Raw genomic sequence first — 23,945 nt, 5'->3', positions numbered from 1 at the left:
ATTGCCTTTGTTTTGGTATTTAGCTGAAAAAGAATATATTTGAAAATAATTTGACTTCGTGTACAAAAAACACCAAGTTAATTTAGCCCATATTAAAAACTATTCAAAAAATGAGTTTAATTATTGATGTACATGCGCGGCAAATTTTAGATTCGCGTGGAAATCCAACAGTGGAGGTAGATGTAACCACTGAAAATGGTTTTGTTGGACGTGCAGCTGTGCCATCAGGCGCTTCAACGGGTGTGCACGAAGCCGTAGAATTACGTGATGGCGACAAATCAAAATATTTAGGAAAAGGAGTACTAAAAGCTGTCGAAAATGTAAATACGACCATAGCGGAAGCGCTAAAGGGTGTTGATGTTTTTGAACAAAACGCTATTGATAAACTTATGATAGCGCTTGACGGATCTGAAAATAAAGGAAATCTAGGAGCAAACGCTATTCTCGGTGTTTCCTTAGCTGTAGCCAAAGCTGCTGCTCAAGAAAGCCGTCAACCGTTATACCGCTATATCGGTGGTGTAAATGCAAATACGCTTCCTATCCCCATGATGAACATCATTAATGGCGGTTCTCACTCCGATGCGCCTATAGCATTTCAAGAGTTTATGATTATGCCTGTTGGAGCACCATCTTTTTCTGAAGCATTACGCTGGGGAGCAGAAGTTTTCCACAATTTAAAGAAAATTTTACATGATCGCGGTTTATCTACTGCTGTAGGTGATGAAGGAGGTTTTGCACCGACTTTTGAAGGTACTGAAGACGCTATTGAAACCGTGTTAAAGGCTATCGAAAAAGCAGGATATAAACCAGGCGACGACATCTGCTTGGCTTTAGACTGTGCTTCTTCCGAGTTCTATAAAGATGGACAATACGACTATACGAAATTTGAAGGGGATAAGGGTGCGGTTCGTTCAAGTGCTGAACAGGCGGAATACTTAGCGCAATTAACACAAAAGTACCCAATTATCTCGATTGAAGATGGAATGGCTGAAGATGATTGGGACGGCTGGAAACAATTAACAGATAAAATCGGTGCTACCATCCAATTGGTAGGCGATGATTTATTTGTAACAAACGTTAAACGCCTGCAACAGGGCATAGACAGTCATACTGCTAATTCTATATTAGTAAAAGTTAACCAAATAGGCACTTTGACAGAAACGATAGATGCTGTTTCTTTAGCACAAACAAATAGTTACACTTCGGTAATGTCTCATCGTTCTGGCGAAACAGAAGATAATACCATCGCAGACTTAGCGGTAGCATTAAATTGTGGGCAAATCAAAACGGGTTCTGCATCCCGTTCAGACAGAATGGCAAAATACAATCAACTGTTACGCATAGAAGAGGAATTGGGTGACAATGCAAAGTTTTTAGGTAAAAGCTTTAAATTTGCCAAAAAATAACATATTAATACGGTATTAAAAACCTGCGAAACTCAAGATTTCGCAGGTTTTTTTCTTTCTTGTTTCTCATAAAATTTATTTAGGTTTGTACTAGCATTTTGATTATCAAAATAAGCTAATTTCATAGTAAAGCAAGTCAAAAGATGAAAAAACCCTAATGATGATGAAAAATGTCTTTGATATCGTTCGGAACAAATTTGTAATTGCCACGATTGCTTTCGTTGTATGGATGCTATTTTTTGACCGAAACGATATTACTTCACAATACAAGTATCAGTCGCAACTGAACAGTTTAAAGGAAGAGAAAGCATTCTATATTAGAGAAACGGCTGTTGCTAAAAAAGATCTAAAAGAGCTCACTTCTAACCCAACACGCTTACAGAAATTCGCAAGAGAAAAATATCTGATGAAAAAAGATAATGAAGATGTGTTTATAATAGAAAAGCAATAAGTAAATAGATTACTCATTGCTTTTTGCTTACCTAAACTTTACCGTATTTATTATTAAAGCATTCCGCCACAGACAGAAATAACTTGTCCATTAATATACGACGATAAGTCAGATGCCAGAAACAAGCAAGCATTTGCCACATCTTCTGTTTCTCCTGCTCTTTTTAATGGAATATTTGCCTCCCACCCTTCTACAACTTTAGGATCTAAAATGGCTGTCATTTCAGTACGTATAAATCCTGGTGCAATAACGTTCGTTCTTATATTGCGTGATCCAAGCTCTTTTGCTACGGATTTGGAAAAACCTATAATACCCGCTTTTGAGGCAGCATAATTAGCTTGTCCAGCATTTCCCTGAACGCCTACTACGGAGCTCATATTGATGATGGATCCTTTTCTGGCTTTCATCATCGCTTTAGACGCCGCCTTCGTAACATTAAAAACTGATTTCAGGTTTACATTGATCACTTCATCCCACTGCTGCTCAGTCATACGCATTAATAAACCATCTTTAGTAATACCAGCATTATTCACCACAATATCCAATGCACCAAATTCCTGTAAGATATTATTTATTAATTGTTCTGCTTCATCAAATTTAGAAGCGTCAGAACGATAGCCTTTAATCTTAGTATCATATGCTTGCAATTCTCTTTCAAGCGCCTCTCCTTTTTCTACTGAGGATAAATAGGTAAACGCTACGTTTGCCCCTTGTTCTGCAAATTTCTCCGCAATCTTTTTTCCTATACCTTTAGAAGCACCCGTTACGAGCGCCGTTTTTCCGTCAAGTAATTTCATTCTTTGTCTTGGTTAAAATTTCAAACGCTAAAAATAGTATATTCCGTAAAACTTTGAAATTAAATTGGTGATTAACAACTATCACATCAACTAATCGTCTGATATACGCCAGGTGTAATCCCCTCATGCTTCTTAAACATCCTATTAAAATAATTCAAACTATTGAATCCCGCGGCGAAACAGGCTTCTTTGATAGAACTATTCGGGTTAGCTAGGTATTTCTTCGCTAAACGAATCCGTTCGCGAATGACAAATTCAACCGGACTTATACCCAACTCACGTTTGAATATCCGAAAGAAGACAGACTTACTCATGCCTATTTTCTTACACAAATCTTCTATATGCAGCCTTTCGGCGAGATGGTTTTTTATATAATGCACCACTTGTTCCATTCGTCCGTTAATAGCAAGGTTATCCTCCTTTTCAAGAAATGTTAAATGCTGTGTCTGCATGATCCGAATTAACAATTCTTTCAAGGTAAGGTCGGCAAGAACATCTTTATGAATTTCGTTGCTGGTCCCAATAGCAATCAGCTTATTTATAGAAGCAGATAAATCTACATTATTAATAAAATGGTAATTGTCGAAATCTAGATGCCAAAGCTTCTGACCATCAAGAGGATGATTTTCATTAAGATAATCTATAGTATTGGTAATTTGCTGCCGATCAATTGCCAAAGCTGTACATTGTGTAGGTTGTGCTAAGCTTGCATTTGGAAAATCTATCAGCATTTGGATGTTAGGCGGAACGATTACGGTTTCCCCAGGAAGATAGTCAAATCCCGGTTGATTAAAAAGGTGCATAACCTTTTTTCCACGAAGCATATTGGTAATTACAAGGTCGTCAAATTTCAAAGATACCTGGCTGCTCACCTCATATGTTTCGAATACATTTAGCTCGCAATTATTTAAGGTATATGCTCTTCTATTCTCCACAATGGCTCTTAATTCGCGCTCAGTACTAAGGCGCATAGGTATTAATGCTTGTTTTTTTTCCATAGCATTATAATTGGGTGCAGTATCAAACTTACATATTTCCTAAATGGATTGCAAATGTAACACTATGTCCAAATAGCCGCCGATACGATTGTTCAATATTATGGGAGGATCGTGCAAAAGCCGCACGTTTGCATCCACTAAATTTGATTTTGTCTGACTGATTAATAGATAACTATTTAAATTAAAGCTTATGGCACGCATTGAAAGACCAACATTTAAGGAGCACTACGATAATTTCATCGATGGTAAATTTGTTCCGCCCATTAATGGAAAATATTTTGACAATGTATCACCAATTGATGGCAAAGTTTTTACCCGTGCCGCTCGTTCCAGTAAAGAAGATGTTGAATTAGCACTGGATGCAGCACATCGAGCCTTCAAGAAATGGAGCAAAACATCCGCTACTGAAAGGAGCAACATCCTGTTAAAAGTTGCCCAAAAAATTGAAGATAATTTAGCCTATCTTGCAGCAGTAGAAACTGTAGATAATGGAAAGGCCGTAAGAGAAACCCTGAATGCCGACTTACCTTTGGTAGTAGACCATTTTAGATACTTTGCCGCCGCGATTCGGGCAGATGAAGGTACAATTTCCGAGCATGATGAAAATACGGTAAGTATCAACCTCCATGAGCCCATAGGTGTGGTGGGTCAAATTATTCCATGGAATTTCCCACTATTAATGGCTACCTGGAAAATTGCCCCTGCCCTTGCTGCAGGTTGTTGTACCGTAGTTAAACCAGCAGAGCAAACGCCAGCATCTATTATGGTATTGATGGAGCTCATCGGAGACATCATCCCTCCAGGCGTCGTTAATATTTTAAATGGATATGGTATCGAGGTCGGAAAACCTCTTGCATCATCCCCTAGAATAGCAAAAGTCGCATTCACGGGAAGTACAACATCCGGAAGGTTGATCATGCAATATGCTGCTGAAAACATTATTCCTTCAACCATGGAATTAGGTGGTAAATCTCCAAATATTTTCTTTAAATCTGTTGCTGAAACTAACGATGATTATTTTGATAAGGCTATCGAAGGAGCCGTATTATTTGCGTTGAATCAAGGCGAGGTTTGTACTTGTCCGTCAAGAATACTCATTCAAGAAGATATTTATGATACGCTGATGCCACGCATTATTGAACGCACTAAGGCCATAAAAACCGGGCATCCACTTGATACCGAAAGCATGATGGGCGCACAGGCGTCTAATGAGCAATTTGAAAAAATAAAATCTTACTTGGATATTGGAAAAAGCGAAGGAGCTGAAGTATTGTTAGGTGGAGAAGTCAATCAGCTCGGAGATGAATTAGATACTGGATATTACATTCAACCCACGATATTTAAAGGCCATAATAAAATGCGTATTTTCCAAGAAGAGATATTTGGCCCGGTAGTCTGCGTAACCACGTTTAAAACAGTAGAAGAAGCCATTGAAATTGCAAATGATACGCTTTATGGTTTAGGAGCCGGCGTCTGGACACGTGATGCCCACGAACTATACCAGGTACCACGGGCCATACAAGCAGGACGTGTTTGGGTTAACCAGTACCATAGCTATCCGGCACATGCGCCATTTGGCGGTTATAAAAAATCAGGTTTTGGTAGGGAAAACCACAAAATGATGCTCGACCATTATCGGCAAACCAAAAACATGCTCATTTCTTACAGTAAGCAGAAGCTAGGTTTCTTTTAATTCCAAATTTAGAGTCCATTACAGAGGATAAGGTTTGTACCTTATCCTCAATGTCAAAAAATTAACTATGACACCACGTGTTTTAATTACCGATAAAGCCCAAGAAGTAATTGAGCAGCTACAAAAAGAATATGGTAAGCTTATGTTTCACCAAAGTGGGGGTTGCTGTGAAGGTTCTTATCCACATTGTTTCGAAGAAGGCGGTTTTTTAGTTGGAGAGCATGACGTATGCCTAGGTGAAATAGCTGGCTGCAAATTTTATATGGCGCATGATCAATTTGAATACTGGAAACATACACAGCTAACCTTAGACGTAGTAGACGGAAGAGGTGCTTCCTTTTCGCTAGAAAGCACACTGGACGTAGGTTTTATTATCCGTTCACGAATGTTCACTGAAGAAGAATTGAAAGATCTTTATCCTCTTTGTTAAACAAGTTTTTTTGACAAAAACAACTAGTCCAATACGGGGACAGGATGTTTATGCTCGTCAATTGCTACGAATGTAAACGTTCCTTTTATAGCTAATTCGCGGAACTCTTCATACATTTGCTCGACATAGATCTCCACTCCTATTTTCAAGCTCGTTCGTCCCACATGTTCTACTTTTCCTATCAATTCAACAATGGTTCCGGCAGGAATAGGTTTTGTAAAATCAATCCGGTCTGAAGAAACCGTTACCAATCGCTTACGACAGAATCGTGTTCCGGTTATAAAAGCCACTTCATCCATTAATGCCATAGCCGTTCCACCATATAATGTATCATAATGATTGGTTGTATTCGGAAATACGGCCTTAAATATACTTGTTTCTGATTTTTTAATCTGCTCTTCTAATGTCATGTAAAGTGTGTTCTTGTTGATGCTGGTATTCCTGCTTTAGCTCCATCAAACAATTTGCACATAAACAACTATCGAATGTCTCGCTGATATATTGCATTTCATTAATGGAAAGCTCCACAACACTGCATTGACATTTGGTGTACGAATTTGCCCGGCATTCTATCGCTGTTCCACAACGTTCGCAGGAAATGATTTCATGTTTGATATATGAGGGATTCAAAGCAGTACAAAATTAATCAAAATTGCGCTCCTTTGCAATGAGCTTAAGAAAAACAAAAGTCTCCTAAAACGTTAAGCTTCAGGAGACTTCTTATTATATTAAGTAGATACGGCTTTATGAACCGCAGGAAACACATCCGTCTTCCATTGAACATACAGCGCCTGTTGGAATATCATCGGCAACAGATTCAATCTTAGCTGGGATTACCGGTTCCATATTTTTACCGGCTTGGTTTTCTACCGTAAATTTCACTGCCTGCGTAGCCGCTTGTGTTCTTAAATAATACATACCTGTTTTAAGCCCTTTCTTCCACGCATAAAAATGCATAGAAGTAAGCTTGGCCGTATTCGGTGCATTCACAAACAGATTAAGCGACTGCGATTGGCAAATAAACGCTCCGCGATCTGCTGCCATATCAATAATATTACGCATTTTTATCTCCCATACGGTCTTATATAACGCCTTAATATCTGCTGGAATTTCATCAATATCCTGAATAGAACCATTTGCTGCTATAATACGGTTTTTCATGTCATTATTCCATAAGCCGAGTTCTACAAGATCTCGTAATAAATGCTTATTTACGATAACAAATTCACCACTGAGTACCCTTCTCGTATAAATATTAGACGTATATGGTTCAAAACATTCATTGTTTCCCAATATTTGAGAAGTAGACGCTGTTGGCATAGGTGCAACTAATAGCGAATTCCGTACACCATGCTTCTTAATCTCTTTTCGTAAGCCTTCCCAATCCCACCTACCGCTATCGGGCTTAACATTCCATAAATCAAATTGGAATTTGCCTTGTGAAAGAGGCGATCCCTTGAAGCTTTCGTAAGGCCCTTCTTTTATCGCCAAATCTTTCGAGGCGGTCATGGCTGCAAAATAAATGGTTTCGAAGATATCCTTGTTAAGCTGCTTCGCTTCATCGCTTTCAAAAGGCATGCGCAGTAATATAAACGTATCAGCCAATCCCTGTACACCTAAGCCTACAGGGCGATGACGTAAGTTAGAATTGCGAGCTTCTTCTACCGGGTAATAGTTATTATCAATGATACGATTGAGATTAATCGTCACTTGGTAAGTAATATCAAATAGCTTTTGATGGTCGAATTGACCGTTATCCACATAACGCGGTAAGGCGAGTGAAGCCAAGTTACAAACCGCCACCTCATCTGCCGACGTGTATTCGATAATTTCTGTACATAAGTTAGAGCTTTTGATCGTACCCAGGTTTTGCTGATTTGATTTTCCATTTGCAGCATCCTTATAAAGCAAGTAAGGAGTCCCTGTTTCTATTTGCGCATCCAAAATCGCAAACCACAGATCTTGAGCCTTTACGGTTTTCCGTGCTCTTCCTTCGTTTTCGTATTGTTCATATAGTTTTTCAAAAGCTTCGCCATGGCATTCCGATAGTCCTGGAGCTTCATCAGGCGAGAATAAACTCCAGTCGCTATTTGCTTCTACACGTTTCATGAACAAATCGGGCACCCAGAGCGCCAAAAATAAATCACGTGCTCGCAACTCCTCCTTACCATGATTTTTCCGCAATTCAATGAAGTCATAAACATCAGCATGCCATGGCTCCAAATAAACCGCAAAGGCTCCCTTCCTTTTGCCACCCCCTTGATCCACATACCTTGCGGTATCGTTAAATACCCTTAGCATTGGAATAATACCATTACTTGTACCATTGGTACCGCTGATATAAGCTCCTGTAGCTCGTACATTATGTATACTCAGACCTATCCCTCCTGCGCTTTGAGATATTTTAGCAGTTTGCTTTAAGGTGTCATATATTCCTTCTATACTGTCATCTTTCATCGTTAACAAAAAACAAGATGACATTTGAGGCTTGGGAGTTCCTGCATTAAATAACGTAGGTGTTGCATGTGTAAACCAGCGCTCACTCAACAGATCATAGGTTTTCATGACGCTTTCAATGTCATGTTTATGAATCCCTACGGCTACCCGCATGAACAAATGTTGAGGTCTTTCAGCAATCTTTCCGTTTAGCTTTAACAAATATGATTTTTCCAGCGTCTTAAATCCAAAATAGTCGAAACTGAAATCGCGATCATAAATGATATGGCTATCCAACTCGATAGCATTTGCTTGTATCACGTCATAAACATCGTCTGCTATCAATGGAGCAGGTTTACCCGTTTTCGGATCGATATAGTGGTATAAGCGTGCCATGGTTTCCGAAAAAGACTTAACTGTATTTTTATGTAAGTTCGAGACGGCAATTCTTGAGGCCAATAAAGCATAATCTGGATGCTTCGTAGTTAAGGAAGCTGCTGTTTCTGCAGCCAAATTATCCAGTTCGGAAGTCGTAACACCATCATATAAACCCTCTATCACCTTTCGCGCTACATCTATAGGGTCTACCAAATCCGGATTTAGACCATAACATAGCTTCTCTATGCGTGCCGTTATCTTATCAAATTTTACGGACTCGGAGCGCCCATCTCGTTTAATTACATACATATTTTTCCTCCTTATTTAGCTATCAGCTTTCAAATTTAGTAATCAGCTTTGTGCCTTATACCTTACACCCTATGCCTTACCTTCTTAAAAATCTTCGTCTAACGAAAAACTTGCCTTTCCTTTTTCACCAGTCACACCACTTTTTTGATAATCACCCACACGTTTTTCAAAGAAATTGGTTTTGCCTTGCAAGGATATCAACTCCATAAAATCAAATGGATTTGCCGCGTTATAATATTTATTGTTCCCTAATTCCACCAACCATCTATCGGCTACAAATTCGATGTATTGTTTCATGAGATCGGCATTCATTCCTATAAGCTTCACCGGTAAGGCATCGGTAATAAATTCCTTCTCTATTTCAACGGCATCTATAATGATTTCCTCCACACGATCTTTCGAAAGTTTCTCTTCCAACATACTATACAGTAAACAGGCAAATTCGCAATGTAAACCTTCGTCTCTTGATATCAATTCGTTGCTAAAGGTTAAGCCGGGCATCAATCCCCGCTTTTTAAGCCAAAAAATAGAACAGAAACTTCCAGAAAAGAAAATCCCTTCAACAGCTGCAAAAGCGACCAACCGTTCAGCAAAAGAGCCATTCTCTATCCATCTTAAAGCCCATTCTGCTTTCTTCTTTACACAAGGAACTGTTTCTATTGCATGAAATAATCTATCCTTTTCCACTGGATCCTTCACGTACGTGTCAATTAACAGCGCGTATGTTTCTGAATGGATATTCTCCATCGCAATCTGAAATCCATAAAAGCTTCGTGCCTCTGGTAATTGTACTTCGCTCATGAAATTAATTGCCAAATTTTCATTTACAATTCCATCGCTCGCGGCAAAAAAAGCAAGGACATGCGATATAAAATGACGCTCTCCATCATTTAGGTTGGCCCAATCTTTTAAATCACCCGATAGATCAATCTCTTCGGCCGTCCAAAAACTAGCTTCATGCTTTTTGTACATATCCCATATTGCCGGATAATTAATAGGAAGAATTACAAACCGGTCTTTATTTTCTCTTAACAATACTTCATTTTCTTGGCTCATAGTCTTGCATTTATGATAGGCATTTAAAAAAAGATTTTATCTACACGGTCAATCTTACTATGAATGAAACCGTCTGTATGAATAGAACTTAATGAGCTTATTTAGCAGAATCGAACATTGGTATCCGTCTTTGTAAAAACGTTCTATTAACAAGAGAAACAACTGCGAACCGGACAAAGCTAATGCTTTTGGAACCTCATTAACAATAACAGCAGCTAAATAAGCACTTCAAAGAACACATCCTTGACCCTATCGCAAAGATAATCTTTGAGAGCATCGAGAGTTAACTGAAGTTTTGCACAATGTGTGAGTTACACACAATAACTAAAACGAAATGTCGATACCAATCCTTTTAAGCAGCATAGAGGCATTAAATATTTTACAGGCACCCTTTTTTAATTTATAATCAAAAACCATTTCTCCATCGATCACTTGTATATCAAAATGATAGTTTGCTAAATAATCTGGGTAAGTTTCTTCCAACTTCGCCAATTGCAGATCGTGGGTTGCGACCATGCCTACACCTTTGTCGCTGATCAGTTTTTCTATAACCGCTTTAGAACCTAAATACTTATCAACGGAATTGGTTCCTCTTAACATTTCATCGACTAAGAAAAATGCATTGGGCTGTTTAGCTACTAGCTTTAGAATCATATCCAAACGATCTAACTCTGCTTTAAAAGTGGACGTGCTCTCATTAAGCGAATCCCTTATACGCATATACGTAACGATTTGCATTACCGAAAGTTCAAAATATTCAGCACAGACAGGTGCACCACCAAGTGCTAACACGATATTGATGCCAATCGTTCGCAAAAAAGTACTCTTTCCTGCCATATTGGAACCCGTAATTAGCGCTAAATGGTATTCTTCTAACCGGTAATCATTGGGTACAGCATTGGCCTTATAGATAAGAGGATGTTTGACACGACCCATTTGTAATACATGATTATCTGTTGCCAAGATCCGGGGGTAAGTCCACGAAGGGTCATTTATTCTTATAAAAGCGAAACTTATCAATGCCTCTACATTAGCTAACTCGTCAAATAATTGAGCCATCTGGTAGTGATGATTTTTCCGCCAATCCAAAATAGCAAAAACTTGTTTAAAATCCCATAACAAGACTCCATTTAAAAAAGAGGCTACAAAAATGTTCAAGCGATAGTCCAACTTGTTAATCAAAGAGCCAAGTTTGCGAATACTTTGCGATACCGGTGCATGGCCTTCTCCTTCATCCTTTGCTAGAAGACTATTTTTCATCAAATTGGTCTGCCATTTTTTAGTTTCAATGCGCTCAAACACATCGCCAAAGCGTTCTAAAAGGTTCCCCATTCGTCCCATACCGGTAGCTACTAGCGTAACTTTCCCTGCATAAGCCATAGTCAGCAAAATATTAAATATAAACAAAAACAAGGTTATATGCGTGTACCAACTTCCATAAAGAATTGATAAGATAGCAGCTATTCCCAACATATAAGGAGCTATTTTCGTATAAAAGCGCAACCAATTTTTTCCAAAATCGGTATATGGCTTTGTTAAATAGCCAATTAACACGTCCTTAAAATCCGTCTTTTCTTTCAAAGAGAAAATCAATCGGGCTAAAAAATCTAAACACCAAGAAGGATCCTGCTCTAGCTCTTGCGCTGTAAGCTGGCGATCAAGAATTTGCTGTCTGGTTGCCGGTGCGGATAACCAGTTGGCCAGCACATTTCTTCCACCCACTGTTGTTGCACGATTAATTTTATGGTAAATAGAGTTGGTTCCAAAGACATCTAAATCGCTAGTATAAACATGCCTATCATCAACAAAATCAGAACCGTCATGGTAAATACTCGGTTTGCCAGCTAAACAATTAATCTCGTTTTCAAGCACCATTAGGTCATCTTCTGCATTCTTCTTGGCTTTCGTTCGCTTACTTTGCCTAGCGACCAACCAAACGAAAGCAAGCAACACAAAAAAAAACGATAGTAATGTTAACCAAACGTGCTCAGACTGCACTATTTTAAACACAGCCGCTCCACCTACAAGTATCAAAGCAAGTCTTGCAAAAGAGAGTCGATTAATCTCACGATGAAGAGCAGCAATTTTATTTTGCGTTAACTGAACTTTCTCTTGATAAAAAGGATTAATAGGCGAACTCATAATTCCCTAATATAGGGCTTAAAATTGAATTTATTGATAAATGGAATAAAAAATCCCGAACTGTAATCAACAGCACCGGGATAAAAATTTGTTATACGTATTCGTGATTAGAACTTAAAATTTATAGGTAAAGCCTGCGCCAAAAATCTGCTTCACTTGTAAGCCCTTTCCATCATATGTTTGACCATCTTTTTCTTTTGTAAGAATAGTATTATCATCATAAATCATTTGCACGCCGGCATTGACAGAAACGAATTTATTTACTTTCATAAATAGATTTAAGGTATAATCTACATCTACATTCTTTGGATCTTCTAAATAATTTGAATATAGACGTAAAATATTTTCTATACCAATATTCTCCATAATATTCTTACGATAGTAAGCATCAAAGGAAGCACCGAATTCAAAACGGCTTTTCTTTCCTTCATCAATTCCATAACTTGTCGCTAAATCTTCATTGGTTACAAAAACAAAACGAGGTGCAGCTGGCGACAAATTGAACCGGAAATTATCTGATTCTTTAAATGCAATACCCGGGCCAAAGCTTAAATAAGCAGGAGAAAGACCTCCCGAAATTAAATCACCTCTTGTACCGTCAGATTTATAATTGTATCCGTTCGAGAACTGGCTATTAAAATTCAGAAAAAAGGTATATAACCATTTCGGTGCAGCTTGATAGCCTAATAAACTATTCAACAAAATACGGTCATCATTCTTGCGCCATCCCAAATCCTTTTGCTTTGTCAAACCATAAGCACCTATCACTTTATTATCCCAGCTCCATTTGTTCTTTTTATAATTAAAATCGTAATTCAGAACCAAATTTGCAGATAACGCATTAACACCACCTGCTGCCCAATTTGAAAAGGTGCTTTGGTTAATCAGGAAAGTATTCTCTCCATGAATTTTCCAGGTTGAATCTGGGCTAGTCTCTTGTGCTTGCAAATAAATACTTAGTAATAAAAACGGAAACGTTAGCAGTAAAATCTTTTTCATAATGAAAACATGTTTAAAATAGGGTAATTTGATGTAAAACATAACAAGATGCCTAAAAGACGGATCTCAGTGTAATTATTTTTCTGTAAAGTTAAAAAATAAACGACTTTTTTACCTTTATAGTATGCATCTTTGCAAATAAAACCGAAAATTAACGTTTTATATAAATGAAACTGCATCAATTATCGCTCAAACAAGAATAGAAATCAAGATAGTTCAGGCATACTTGATCACTTTTAGAACCGTAGAGGGCATTATAAAAACAAATAAATAATGAAAATTACCTTGATATGCATCGGGAAAACAGATGAAACATACCTGGAAACCGGAATTAATAAATACCTTAACCGATTAAAACATTACATTAACTTTAATATGGTTTTATTGCCGGATATAAAAAACAATAAAAATATTACGATTGAACAACAAAAACTGAAAGAAGCCCAACAAATATTAAAACAGATTGATGCTACAGACACCGTAATTCTGTTAGACGAATGGGGTAAAGCCTATCGATCGGTCGACTTTGCTAAGCAGCTTAATCAATACTTATTAAATAGCATACAGCATTTAGTATTTATTATTGGCGGACCTTATGGTTTCGATCAAGCCATACTTAATCGTGCTCAAAGTAAGCTTTCCTTGTCATCAATGACGTTTTCCCATCAAATGATTCGCCTATTTTTTGTTGAGCAACTATACAGAGCTTTTAGTATCTTAAGAGGAGAACCATATCATAATGAATAACGCAATAGCTTTTTATGGAATTTTCAAAAAAAATTCATCAAAACGATAACAACGGGTTTGTTTTCCATTTATAAAGAAAAGGAGTGAGTATCATGAAGTTACCGGGAACTAGAAAATATCAATATAAAGGCATAAACACTGCAAAAGAAAATCAGCGCATGTGGCTGATGATTTTAATTGGTATTGCTTTAATGGCATTCATTATTTTTGTATTATAAAAAAGATGCCTTTCGAAAGGCATCTTTTTTATAATACAGTATAATAGAAGCGACCAAATGTTTATTATTTAGCCCCTTCTGCTGCTAAATCTTTATTTTCTGTTATCTGCTCAGTAACGGCATCTTCGTTCACTGGAGCTTCCTCATCAAATAAGGGAAATCCATTTAATATCCCAAACCAATTAATAATTTTTTTTATATCCGACGTATAAACTCGATCTTCATCATGACTTGGAGCCACCTCCTTAAAAAAAGATCGTAACTTATCTCCATTATCTTTTTTAACATCTGGTAAAGCAGCTACTCCCTTCATCCGCTCCAAAATATCCGAAAGCTTGATATCGTCATCAAGTCCGAAAATTGTAATATCTTCCAGAGACGCCATTTTTGCTGTTGACAAGTTAACTACTATTTTTACTCGTTTTTCATCCAGACTTTCTAAGATGAAACCTGTTTTATTTTGACCAATTAATTTAAACAGTCCAGGTTTTCCCGTTACAGAAACTATCCCTCTTAAATTCATTTACAATCTTTTTGAAACAATTAGTACGCTATTTATTGCTCTTCAACAACTTCAATGCTGATAATTTTATCTCCTTGGCGAATGTCGTCTACTACATCTAAATTCTCCACGACTTTTCCAAAACAGGTATGATGACGATCCAAATGTGCAGTATTTGTTCTGCTATGGCAGATAAAAAATTGTGATCCACCTGTATTCCTACCGCGATGAGCCATAGACAATACACCTCTATCGTGATATTGATTATCGCCATCTAATTCACAATCTATCGAATATCCTGGTCCACCTGCGCCAGTACCTGTTGGATCTCCTCCCTGAATCACAAAATCAGGTATAACACGGTGAAAAATTGTACCATCGTAAAACCCTGATTTAGCTAATTTTATAAAATTTTCGACATGCCTCGGTGCATCTTTATCGTAAAATTGCACCGTCATATCCCCTTTTTCTGTTTTTATAATTGCTTTACTCATAATCTTCGTATTGACCGGCAAAGGTACACATTTGCTATTACGCTTTAAAGCAAAAAAGAAATAAAGCGAGATCAACAGTTAGGAACGCTTAATCATAAAATTTCCAGCTTAATCCAAAACGCAAACCTGCCGGAGCCATAGGATATCTACGCACTGTATAATAACCTTTAGAAAACAAACCTTGGTTAGCATAGTCGTACCGTAAAAAGAAATTAGTACGCTTTAGGGTTGCTGTTGCCCATGCATCTACAATGGGATATGTTGAAAATTCTACTGGCTTTACTTCATTTCCTTCAACATCTACCCCGCCATAATACGGTTGATAAAATTGACCTATATCAATCGCATAAGCAGGAGCCAAGTAAGGCGTATTGAAGCGTACATCAAAGCCTATATTAAGATTAATTACCTTCACCAAAATCGTATTATAATAGATACTGTGCCAAGTGTAGAACTCAGGCGTCATGAGTACATCATGATAATCAGATTTTTGGTAAACGATATAGTTATCAAGATGCCACTTCTTAAAAAACGTAAAATCCTTGCCTAAAGTAAATTTTAACATGTTTATTGGTGATCCATTTTGTGCAACCTCCAACACTCTAAAAAGCCTACTATCGTGACGAGGATTATCTACCTCCTTATAATAGGTATAATTATCAATCAGGTAATATTCTGCTTTAGCCAAAAACTTAAACCTCGGATTTTCATACGTAGCAGATAGACTGGTTGTTTTTATTTTATTGAGATCATCATTCCCCCACTTATGATAAGTATAATTCATATATTCGAAATTGTACTCGGGCGACTGATTCTGGAAATACCCCGCTAAAATCAACCGGCCAACCGTATTATTGTATAGTAGATTAGCCTGCGCGCCATAATGAAAATCACCAAAGTTACGTCCTGTCACAATTTGTCTAAAATCGGTTGTTATATTTACCCGATCACTAAACCGATAACTCAGTCCTGCTTTTAACGTAATATTTTGGAAGGTCATTTTCCGATAGGTTCTCGTAGAGTCTGCATCTTCCACTGTTAAAGAATCTCTTCCCTGTTTATAAAAAAGCAAATCGTGTTGTAATCCCAAATCCAATTTTACCTCATTTTTAATAAAAGAAGTAGATTTCCCTCGTAACGAGAAGCTGTATACAAAATCATTAGTGATAGTCGTCAAAACAGTCGAGTCATTAGTTAGGTCTGTTCCGCCAAGCGGAAAAGCGCCATATGGATCAGGTTCACTTTTATAAAATTTAAATTTCTTTCGATTTATACGCAAACTATGAGCGATCGAATTAGTAGATAATATCTGCTGATCAGGTTTGTCTTTATTGATCGTATCCAGTCGACCAATAAACATACTTTGTCTGATGAAGAATGTATGATCATTCCACGTGTTCCTTGGTCTAGTCTCCCGTTGTTGTCTTAGTCGCGTCACCTGAGCTTCCAAATTCGAATTTTCTGAAGGAGCAGTAAATATAGAATCATTTAAAATAGAACCATTTTCGGTTGCTACGAGTGTGTTAAATACTAAATTTGCCAGTAAATTGTAGCGATGATTGGTAGATTCATACCAAGTATAAATTGCCGGTTGGATATCGTTATAACGCTGATTGGTATAAAATCCACGAGCGAGTGATGCGTTAAAATTCGCTCCTATACTCCAATTGGGTTTAATATTTTGTCCTATTTTTGCGCTAAACACCTGATCTCCTGTAACGAAATACAACTCCGAATAAGGCGCCCTAGCTCTATAATAATGCAAAGAATCAGGATTTAATACATAACGGCTCAACGCATTAAAGCCCGTTCTGAAACCAATTTCAGTTGATGGTATAAAGAGCATATCCCGTGTAGCCAAGCCATAATTCCCCGTATTCATACTTGGATTTCTGGGATTTGTTTGCGGATTATAGTATTGGAATCCCCGCAAGGTGGTATCTAATGGCAGTGTATAAGTGCCTAATTTAAGGTTTTCAAGCGTGGTATATCGAATATAAGATGCATTATAAATGATAGAGTCTTCTTGCGCATCCTGAGCGTCCCGTAAAGAGTCTAAATCCGTACCCCACTCCTCCTGTTCTTGGGCTAAAACATGTACACTAATGCAACAAGTAAAAAATAAAATAAGAAAAAAATGCAATCGCTTAATCATCAGGACAAGACTATTAATTCTTTTAAAATTGCAGTCATTTTTGGTTCCGCTATCTTAGCAACTGCGAGAATGTCATCGATAGAAACAGGTTCCAATGCTTCATGAAACCCTTCATCCGTAACTACTGAAACAGCAAACACAGGTAATCCCATATGATTAGCAACAATAACTTCTGGTACCGTACTCATACCAACAACATCTCCCCCAATTAGGCGCATATATTTATATTCTGCCTTTGTTTCTAAATTAGGACCCGGCGCTGAGACATAAACGCCGGAATGTGCTCGAATGTTATGTTCTTCTGCAATCTTAAGTGCTTTACTAATTAATTCTTTATGATAAGGTTGGCTCATATCCGGAAAGCGTGGTCCTAAATCATCATTATTTGGACCTCGTAACGGACTTTCTGGTAGTAAACTAATATGGTCACGAATAATAACCAAATCACCCTTTTTTATTGTTGGATTTAATGAACCAGAAGCATTAGAAACAAACAATTGTTTTATACCTAACAACTTAAGCACACGAACAGGAAAGGTTATTTCCTGCATACTATATCCTTCATAATAATGCAGCCTTCCCTGCATAGCTACTACTCGCTTATTATTTAATGTTCCAAAAATCAGTTTTCCTGAATGAAATTCCAGCGTCGAAACTGGAAAATTAGGGATATGGGTATACATTAATTGATATTCTACTTGCATTTCACTCACCAAGCCTCCCAATCCTGTACCTAAAATAATCCCCACTTCCGGTCCAAACATAGCCGTTCTTTGTTGTATGTAATTAACCGTTTCACCTAATGATCTATACATAGTTTCTCTTTTGAAAACTTAAATTTAATTATTTCGATAGCTTCCTCAACTTTTCTGTCAATACAGCATCAAAATGCATCTTCTTTACCTCATGGTGGAAAGCAATTTCAATCGGAAGATAATAGATTGGCAAACCTTCCAATACTAGCCCTAAAGATGGGTCGTTTAAACGCATGGCATCTTTTTCAGTAGTAATAATAATCGTGTCTGCACCAAGCATCAACCAATTTTTTTTTATTTTATCCACATCGCTTTCTACGTACCTGTAGTGATCCCTATAAGTTAAAACTTTCGAAACTTTACCAACAGAACGCAAATAATCAATAAATGATGTAGGGTTAGCTATACCCACAATTACCAAAAATGTCGCTCCGATGGGAATAGTCAGCCTTTCGCCGCTCAATGTATATATATATTTACTATAATGAATAAACGAAAAAAAAACGGGTATAGGCTTCTTTAACCTTAATGCTCGCATTGCTTCTTCTCTATCTCTATCGCTCATTACTTCTGGAGACTTGGTAACTACCAAAATATCAGCATGATATCTCCTAGAGAATAGGTCTCTATAATTTCCCGCTGGTATTAAAAATTTCCACTTCTTTAAACTACTAAAATCAAACAACAAAATAGCTAGCCCTGCCCGTAGGGCCCGGTGTTGGAAAGCATCGTCTAATAAACATAAATCATGATGTGGTAACAAATTTTTTAAACCTTTAACGCGATCTTCACAATCTGCAACAGTAATATCGGGGAACTTCTTTTTGAATTGCAAGGGTTCATCTCCCACCTCCTCCGCAGTACTTCCAGTGTCAACTTTTATAAAACCTTTAGTTTTTCTTCCATATCCCCTACTAAGCGTGGCCAAATGGTAGTGGTCAGATAAGCGGCGTATTAAATATTCAGTCATGGGACTCTTTCCTGCACCACCGATAATTAGGTTACCAATAACAATAACCGGTTTATTAAACGAAGTACTTTTCAAAAAACCTTTATCATACAAAAAATGTCGAATAAATAAAACCGCCCCATATAGCCAGGAAAATGGTAAAAGTAAAAGGCGTAATTGTTTCATTTACAAAAAAAATCCAAGTAACAAAGGTAATAAATAGCAGCATAAATACCGATTTCAATTGCATCGCAATCATGCTTTTGGTAACTTTGCCTTATTCACACATAAAATAATAGTATATGTTAAAAGGATTTTTCAATGTCCCTACCCCGGCAAATGAACCTACTTATTCTTATGCACCAGGCAGCAAGGAACGAGAACGATTAAAAGAAGCGTTACGAGATGCGCTGTCCAATGTAAGTGATATTCCGATGTTCATTGGCAATAAGGAAATACGGACAAATGATAAAGGCGAACTCAGGCCTCCGCATAACCATAAACACCTATTAGGCTATTACCATAAAGGCAATAAAAAACACGTTGAAGACGCAATACATGCCGCTTTAATGGCAAAAAACGATTGGGAAAATCTTCCTTGGGAACATCGAGCGGCAATTTTTCTCAAAGCTGCAGATTTGATTTCAGGTAAATATCGTTACAAATTGAATGCGGCTACCATGTTAGGCCAATCAAAAAATGCTTTTCAAGCAGAAATAGATTCCGCTTGTGAGATTGTCGACTTCTTACGTTTCAACGTTAAATACATGAGCGAAATTTACGCACAGCAACCACCTATATCTCCTGAGGGGGTTTGGAATAGAGTCGAACAAAGACCATTAGAAGGTTTTATATTCGCTTTAACACCATTTAATTTCACAGCTATAGCCGGAAATCTACCAAGTTGTGTAGCAATGATGGGAAATGTTGTCGTTTGGAAACCCGCAGATACACAAATATATGCAGCACATCTACTGATGGAGATTTTTCTTGAGGCAGGTGTTCCTCCAGGCGTCATCAACCTCATCTATGGACATGGACCTGATATTGGTGATGTCATCTTCAGTCATCCAGATTTCGCGGGCATTCATTTTACGGGATCAACTGCAGTTTTTCAGGAAATTTGGAAAACAATTGGTCACCATATTCATAAGTATAAATCCTATCCTCGAATAGTAGGCGAAACAGGTGGTAAAGACTTTATTTTGGTGCATCCTTCTGCCGACGTTAACGTTGCAAATACAGCAATTGTGCGAGGAGCATTTGAATATCAGGGACAAAAGTGTTCCGCGGCATCGCGTGTCTATGTTCCCAAATCGCTCTGGTCAACCTTAAAAGAATCGATGATCACCGATATCAATTCTTTCAAGGTTGGACCTGTTGAAGATTTTGGCAATTTCATCAATGCGGTGATCGACGAAAAATCATTCGACAAGCTTGCAAGATATATTGATCAGGCGAAAGCAGATGAAGACGCCGAAATCATTGTTGGTGGAAATTATGATAAAAGTGAGGGATACTTTATCCATCCAACAGTTATTCTCGCAAAAAAACCAGATTATGTGACTATGAGGGAAGAACTTTTCGGACCAGTACTTACCATATATGTTTATGAAGATGAAAAGTGGGAAGAGACGCTGGAACTGGTAAATCAGACTTCCGTATATGCACTTACGGGTTCGGTTATTGCGCAAGATCGTTATGCCATAGAACAGGCCTCAAATGCTTTAAGAAATGCTGCTGGCAATTTCTATATTAACGATAAATGCACGGGAGCCGTTGTTGGACAACAACCTTTTGGTGGCGCTAGAGGGTCTGGAACCAATGATAAAGCAGGATCTATGATTAATTTGTTACGGTGGGTATCGCCGCGCACTATTAAAGAATCATTTAATCCACCAACGGATTACCGTTATCCTTTCTTAGAACAAGAATAGTCAGTAAAGGGGGTAAACGAGATCAGCTCTTTGCCCCTCCTTTAAATTCCTAACTCTATCTGAAATACCCCTCCCCATCTATTTCCTTCATTATCCAAAGCAAACATTCCCTGTTCTATTTGATAGTTGGCATTCAACTGCATCTTAATTCGATGCTGATGAATATATTTTGTAACACCAAGCTCTACAATTTCTGCTTCTTGTTGATACAGCTGAATATTTTGATTTGGCGATAACCAAGAATACCTAGCTGCAAGTTCATAATTATTATTAAAAAGGTAGGAAAGCTGTTGATTAAGCCCTTGCCCATTAAAAACATATTTTACATCACCTTCATCATCATAAGTTAATGCGAGATTTGTAGAACGTTTGATATATTCGGCCTGATAGGCCCATCCCTCATATTTAAAAATAGCATCTGCAAAATAGGTCTGCAAAGTCACAGGTTGATCGAGATAAAATCCAATTTGCCCTCCGCTCCTGGTCGTTCTTACATTTTTACTATATCCAACGCCAAAAGAAAGCTTTGGTTTTTGTTCTCGTATAAGATCGCCTTCAGAATAATCACCTTCATCGGTAAAAGCACCTAATGGCAATAATTCCCCACGTACAGTATAGGCCAAACCATCATCCGTATTATTGGCAACTCTTCCTTCTCCAGTGGTAATAGCTCCTTTTAAATGGTACACAACTTTGTCTGCTATTTTATTCTGGTAGTAGGCCTTGATTCCAAAGTCTCGATCAATATTCATCGCGGCGTTAACAATAGAGCGATCTGCAAATTGTAACTGACTAGATGAATTCACCCGCTGTCTATTTCCAGGTAATTTATTCAGCCCAAATGCAACATAAAAGTTAGGTGTAAAATTGTAGAATATGACGGCATCTCTCACAATATTAGCTACTCCTGTATCGTCAAAATCCTGATCACTTCTCGTAAAAGCAAGTTGGATAGTATAAGACAATTTCGGCGATGTTAAATATCCATCAACACGCATTCTCAATCTTCGTACACGAACATCAAATTCACGTATACCTAAACTATTCCCATCAATAGTATAAGCACCTATTCTACTTTGCATTCTAAATCTAAAATTCATATAAATGGTAGAATCTGATGATTTAAATTGAAGTCCTTTAAAATTCTTTAACGTCGGGAATTCATCTCGTTCCCTTTGCGCAAGAACTTCGTCTGCATAAAAGGAGAAAAAAAATAGACAAAACATACGGGATAACCGAAATACTTTCATAACCTTATAAAACTACAACAGCGAAATGTTAATATAACCATAATGCATAAATATCTTAACTCTTCTCTGTACATACACTATAATTTTATGCTAAAATATTTATTTCTTACCATACATACGATATAAGGTTTAAAAAGGTGTATTTTTGTTTCTAATTGATCAATTCAAGGCATGGAAGAACAATTCGTCATAGAACAAATAGCACCGATCGTAACACGAAGACTTAGACAAAAGGTACTTTATCCTAATCAACACCTTGACTCAGTTATGCTAAAAGAAGATAATAGTGGTGTTCATTTTGGTTTATATACCTCCAATGCGCTAATTGCGGTAGTTTCTCTTTTTCTATACGACGAACAGGCCCGATTCCGAAAATTTGCCGTTGAAAATAATTATCAAAATCAAGGTTACGGTTCTAAGCTTTTACAATATATAACGGACTATACCGCTAACGAGAGCATATCTACGCTTTGGTGCCATGCAAGAAATACGGCAGTTCCATTTTACAAAAAAAACGGCTTTACGAAAGTGGGACAGCCGTTCAAAAAAGGAAATATTATCTATGTAAAAATGGAGAAACCGTTAACCAATATTCATTAACACATTAATAGCAGCTTTTATCAATCCCAATATGAATAAAAAATTTTTTCTACTTGTTATATGGATGTTCCTAACAATTAACACTTTTGCTCAAAAAATATTTGTTTGGTGTCCTCCTAATGCAGAAATTGGACCTGTTAACGATAAACTTAAGGGATTAAACATAAATATCGTCATCGCTGATTTTAGAAAGATAGTCGACACTACTCATGTAGAATGCACATCAGAAGATCTGATTACAACCATTGCTCAAACCATTACTACCGCATACCCTGCCGCAATAATAAATATTTTAGATACTAATCAGTTTAAAACCCAAGCCGAAAAGCAAAAAGTAACCATTAGAATTGCAATAACGGCCTATCACTCCGCATCAGGAAATGATGCCTCGGATGCCATTGGAAAACCGGAAGAAAATTTTAGTTGGGGTGTGCTACCAAAAAACAAATGGAATTCCGTTGCGGGATTTAATGTAGTAATTGAAGATTATAGATCTGAAAATCTCAAAAAGCTTACACGCAATATAGCGAATATTGTATCCAGACCTAATATTGGCGGCTCTTTAACAGCAAAAAAAGCATTGTTTGAAGCTTATAAGGAAGCGAATCGAGAATTACTATATTTTATAGAAAGCACGTTACAATAAGTTTTCTATCTTATACATACATTCTTAGTATCAGAACACGGTATTCGTCTTTGATTAAGAGTAAGTAATATGAAAGACTTCAAAAAATATTTCACAATTAACGCCAGCCCAGAGGAAGTTTACTTAGCCTTAACAATGGAACAAGCTATCCGTTTGTGGACTGGAGAGGAAGCTATTATGAAAACCGAGCCTGGTACGGAATTCTCGTTATGGGGTGGAAGTATTGTAGGCAAGAACCTATTACTACAACCTTCGAATAAGATAGTTCAGCAATGGTATTTTGGCGAACAGGAAGAAGCATCGATTGTTACCATTAAACTACACCCTCATAAGAAAGGAACATCTTTGGAACTTCACCATACCGATATTCCTGATGTAGACTACGGGGCAATCACCCAGGGGTGGGAGAAGGTCTACATGGCCTCCTTGATGGATTTCTTTGAAGGAGAATGAACGGGGGGCTTTGCACGCCTGCCCTTAAGGCTCATGGGTATACTCCTCCAAATAGAACGAGGCCCCTACTGACTTGCAGCGGGGCCTCGGTATAAGGTAAGGCACCGACCTACTCTCCCACGTGTTACCGCAGTACCATCGGCT

At 37.6% G+C, this 23,945-nt stretch carries 23 protein-coding genes; 9 read left to right on the top strand and 14 right to left on the bottom strand.

All coding sequences use genetic code 11. The features are described from left to right. The first annotated feature begins 110 nt into the window (after positions 1-110). Both eno and ABD930_RS14390 read left to right on the top strand, forming a co-directional pair. On the top strand, positions 111-1,406 hold the full coding sequence (gene eno, locus ABD930_RS14395; protein ID WP_345232438.1) for a phosphopyruvate hydratase: 1,296 nt from the start codon (positions 111-113) through the stop codon (positions 1,404-1,406). 157 nt (positions 1,407-1,563) lie between these two features. Further along, positions 1,564-1,857: an FtsB family cell division protein gene (locus tag ABD930_RS14390; protein WP_345232437.1), complete on the top strand. Its 294-nt coding sequence runs from the start codon at positions 1,564-1,566 to the stop codon at positions 1,855-1,857. Between the two features lie 53 nt (positions 1,858-1,910). On the opposite strand, the gene fabG is transcribed toward ABD930_RS14390, so the two are convergent. Next, a complete protein-coding gene (fabG, locus tag ABD930_RS14385; protein WP_345232436.1) occupies positions 1,911-2,654 on the bottom strand; it encodes a 3-oxoacyl-[acyl-carrier-protein] reductase in 744 nt (247 codons plus the stop codon). A gap of 86 nt (positions 2,655-2,740) precedes the next feature. Continuing rightward, positions 2,741-3,652, bottom strand: a complete 912-nt coding sequence (locus ABD930_RS14380) for a helix-turn-helix domain-containing protein (RefSeq protein WP_345232435.1) — start codon at positions 3,650-3,652, stop codon at positions 2,741-2,743. Between the two features lie 190 nt (positions 3,653-3,842). On the opposite strand from ABD930_RS14380, the gene ABD930_RS14375 reads away from it, so the two are divergent. Both ABD930_RS14375 and ABD930_RS14370 read left to right on the top strand, forming a co-directional pair. Further along, positions 3,843-5,345: an aldehyde dehydrogenase family protein gene (locus ABD930_RS14375; RefSeq protein WP_345232434.1), complete on the top strand. Its 1,503-nt coding sequence runs from the start codon at positions 3,843-3,845 to the stop codon at positions 5,343-5,345. Positions 5,346-5,412: 67 nt separating this feature from the next. Next, positions 5,413-5,775 carry a DUF779 domain-containing protein gene (locus ABD930_RS14370; RefSeq protein WP_345232433.1) on the top strand — a complete coding sequence of 121 codons (363 nt, stop codon included), beginning with the start codon at positions 5,413-5,415 and terminating at the stop codon, positions 5,773-5,775. Between the two features lie 23 nt (positions 5,776-5,798). Here ABD930_RS14370 and ABD930_RS14365 read toward each other — a convergent pair whose 3' ends face one another. The 6 genes from ABD930_RS14365 to ABD930_RS14340 all read right to left on the bottom strand — a co-directional run bounded on the left by ABD930_RS14365 (position 5,799) and on the right by ABD930_RS14340 (position 13,095). Beyond that, positions 5,799-6,185, bottom strand: coding sequence for an acyl-CoA thioesterase (locus ABD930_RS14365; protein WP_345232432.1), 387 nt, complete (start codon positions 6,183-6,185; stop codon positions 5,799-5,801). Then, on the bottom strand, positions 6,163-6,405 hold the full coding sequence (locus tag ABD930_RS14360; RefSeq protein WP_345232431.1) for a cysteine-rich CWC family protein: 243 nt from the start codon (positions 6,403-6,405) through the stop codon (positions 6,163-6,165). The genes ABD930_RS14365 and ABD930_RS14360 overlap by 23 nt, the downstream gene beginning before the upstream one ends. A gap of 114 nt (positions 6,406-6,519) precedes the next feature. Beyond that, a complete protein-coding gene (locus ABD930_RS14355; RefSeq protein WP_345232430.1) occupies positions 6,520-8,898 on the bottom strand; it encodes a ribonucleoside-diphosphate reductase subunit alpha in 2,379 nt (792 codons plus the stop codon). A gap of 84 nt (positions 8,899-8,982) precedes the next feature. Beyond that, positions 8,983-9,954, bottom strand: coding sequence for a ribonucleoside-diphosphate reductase small subunit (locus ABD930_RS14350; RefSeq protein ID WP_345232429.1), 972 nt, complete (start codon positions 9,952-9,954; stop codon positions 8,983-8,985). 324 nt (positions 9,955-10,278) lie between these two features. Beyond that, positions 10,279-12,096: a MutS-related protein gene (locus ABD930_RS14345; RefSeq protein WP_345232428.1), complete on the bottom strand. Its 1,818-nt coding sequence runs from the start codon at positions 12,094-12,096 to the stop codon at positions 10,279-10,281. 114 nt (positions 12,097-12,210) lie between these two features. After that, positions 12,211-13,095, bottom strand: a complete 885-nt coding sequence (locus tag ABD930_RS14340) for a DUF3078 domain-containing protein (protein ID WP_345232427.1) — start codon at positions 13,093-13,095, stop codon at positions 12,211-12,213. A gap of 273 nt (positions 13,096-13,368) precedes the next feature. Here ABD930_RS14340 and rlmH point away from each other — a divergent pair, with 273 nt between their 5' ends. After that, entirely contained in the window at positions 13,369-13,842 is a 474-nt protein-coding gene (rlmH, locus tag ABD930_RS14335; protein WP_345232426.1) for a 23S rRNA (pseudouridine(1915)-N(3))-methyltransferase RlmH, read from the top strand. Positions 13,843-14,124: 282 nt separating this feature from the next. On the opposite strand, the gene ABD930_RS14330 is transcribed toward rlmH, so the two are convergent. From ABD930_RS14330 to lpxK, 5 genes are all read right to left on the bottom strand, one after another. Next, positions 14,125-14,583, bottom strand: coding sequence for a DUF5606 family protein (locus ABD930_RS14330; protein ID WP_345232425.1), 459 nt, complete (start codon positions 14,581-14,583; stop codon positions 14,125-14,127). A gap of 32 nt (positions 14,584-14,615) precedes the next feature. Beyond that, entirely contained in the window at positions 14,616-15,056 is a 441-nt protein-coding gene (locus tag ABD930_RS14325; RefSeq protein ID WP_345232424.1) for a peptidylprolyl isomerase, read from the bottom strand. Positions 15,057-15,144: 88 nt separating this feature from the next. Continuing rightward, on the bottom strand, positions 15,145-17,211 hold the full coding sequence (locus ABD930_RS14320) for a putative porin (RefSeq protein WP_345232423.1): 2,067 nt from the start codon (positions 17,209-17,211) through the stop codon (positions 15,145-15,147). Beyond that, complete coding sequence (locus ABD930_RS14315; RefSeq protein WP_345232422.1) at positions 17,211-18,026, bottom strand: purine-nucleoside phosphorylase; 816 nt, start codon at positions 18,024-18,026, stop codon at positions 17,211-17,213. The genes ABD930_RS14320 and ABD930_RS14315 overlap by 1 nt, the downstream gene beginning before the upstream one ends. Positions 18,027-18,054: 28 nt before the next feature. Beyond that, complete coding sequence (gene lpxK / locus ABD930_RS14310; protein WP_345232421.1) at positions 18,055-19,101, bottom strand: tetraacyldisaccharide 4'-kinase; 1,047 nt, start codon at positions 19,099-19,101, stop codon at positions 18,055-18,057. 116 nt (positions 19,102-19,217) lie between these two features. Between lpxK and pruA the strand changes: the two genes are divergently transcribed. After that, positions 19,218-20,852: an L-glutamate gamma-semialdehyde dehydrogenase gene (pruA, locus tag ABD930_RS14305; RefSeq protein ID WP_345232420.1), complete on the top strand. Its 1,635-nt coding sequence runs from the start codon at positions 19,218-19,220 to the stop codon at positions 20,850-20,852. 41 nt (positions 20,853-20,893) lie between these two features. Here the strand turns inward: pruA and ABD930_RS14300 are convergent, their stop codons facing one another. Beyond that, a complete protein-coding gene (locus tag ABD930_RS14300; protein WP_345232419.1) occupies positions 20,894-21,934 on the bottom strand; it encodes a porin in 1,041 nt (346 codons plus the stop codon). A 339-nt stretch (positions 21,935-22,273) separates the two neighbouring features. Between ABD930_RS14300 and ABD930_RS14295 the strand changes: the two genes are divergently transcribed. The 3 genes from ABD930_RS14295 to ABD930_RS14285 all read left to right on the top strand — a co-directional run bounded on the left by ABD930_RS14295 (position 22,274) and on the right by ABD930_RS14285 (position 23,801). Next, positions 22,274-22,702, top strand: coding sequence for a GNAT family N-acetyltransferase (locus ABD930_RS14295; protein ID WP_345232418.1), 429 nt, complete (start codon positions 22,274-22,276; stop codon positions 22,700-22,702). Between the two features lie 31 nt (positions 22,703-22,733). After that, complete coding sequence (locus tag ABD930_RS14290; RefSeq protein WP_345232417.1) at positions 22,734-23,348, top strand: hypothetical protein; 615 nt, start codon at positions 22,734-22,736, stop codon at positions 23,346-23,348. A gap of 69 nt (positions 23,349-23,417) precedes the next feature. Next, entirely contained in the window at positions 23,418-23,801 is a 384-nt protein-coding gene (locus ABD930_RS14285; protein ID WP_345232416.1) for an SRPBCC domain-containing protein, read from the top strand. Positions 23,802-23,945 lie beyond the last annotated feature (144 nt).

Source organism: Olivibacter ginsenosidimutans, assembly GCF_039542865.1.
GTDB classification, from domain to species: domain Bacteria; phylum Bacteroidota; class Bacteroidia; order Sphingobacteriales; family Sphingobacteriaceae; genus Olivibacter; species Olivibacter ginsenosidimutans.
The sequence above is the reverse complement of the archived record's forward strand: the minus strand, read 5'-3'. Positions and strand labels throughout refer to the sequence as shown.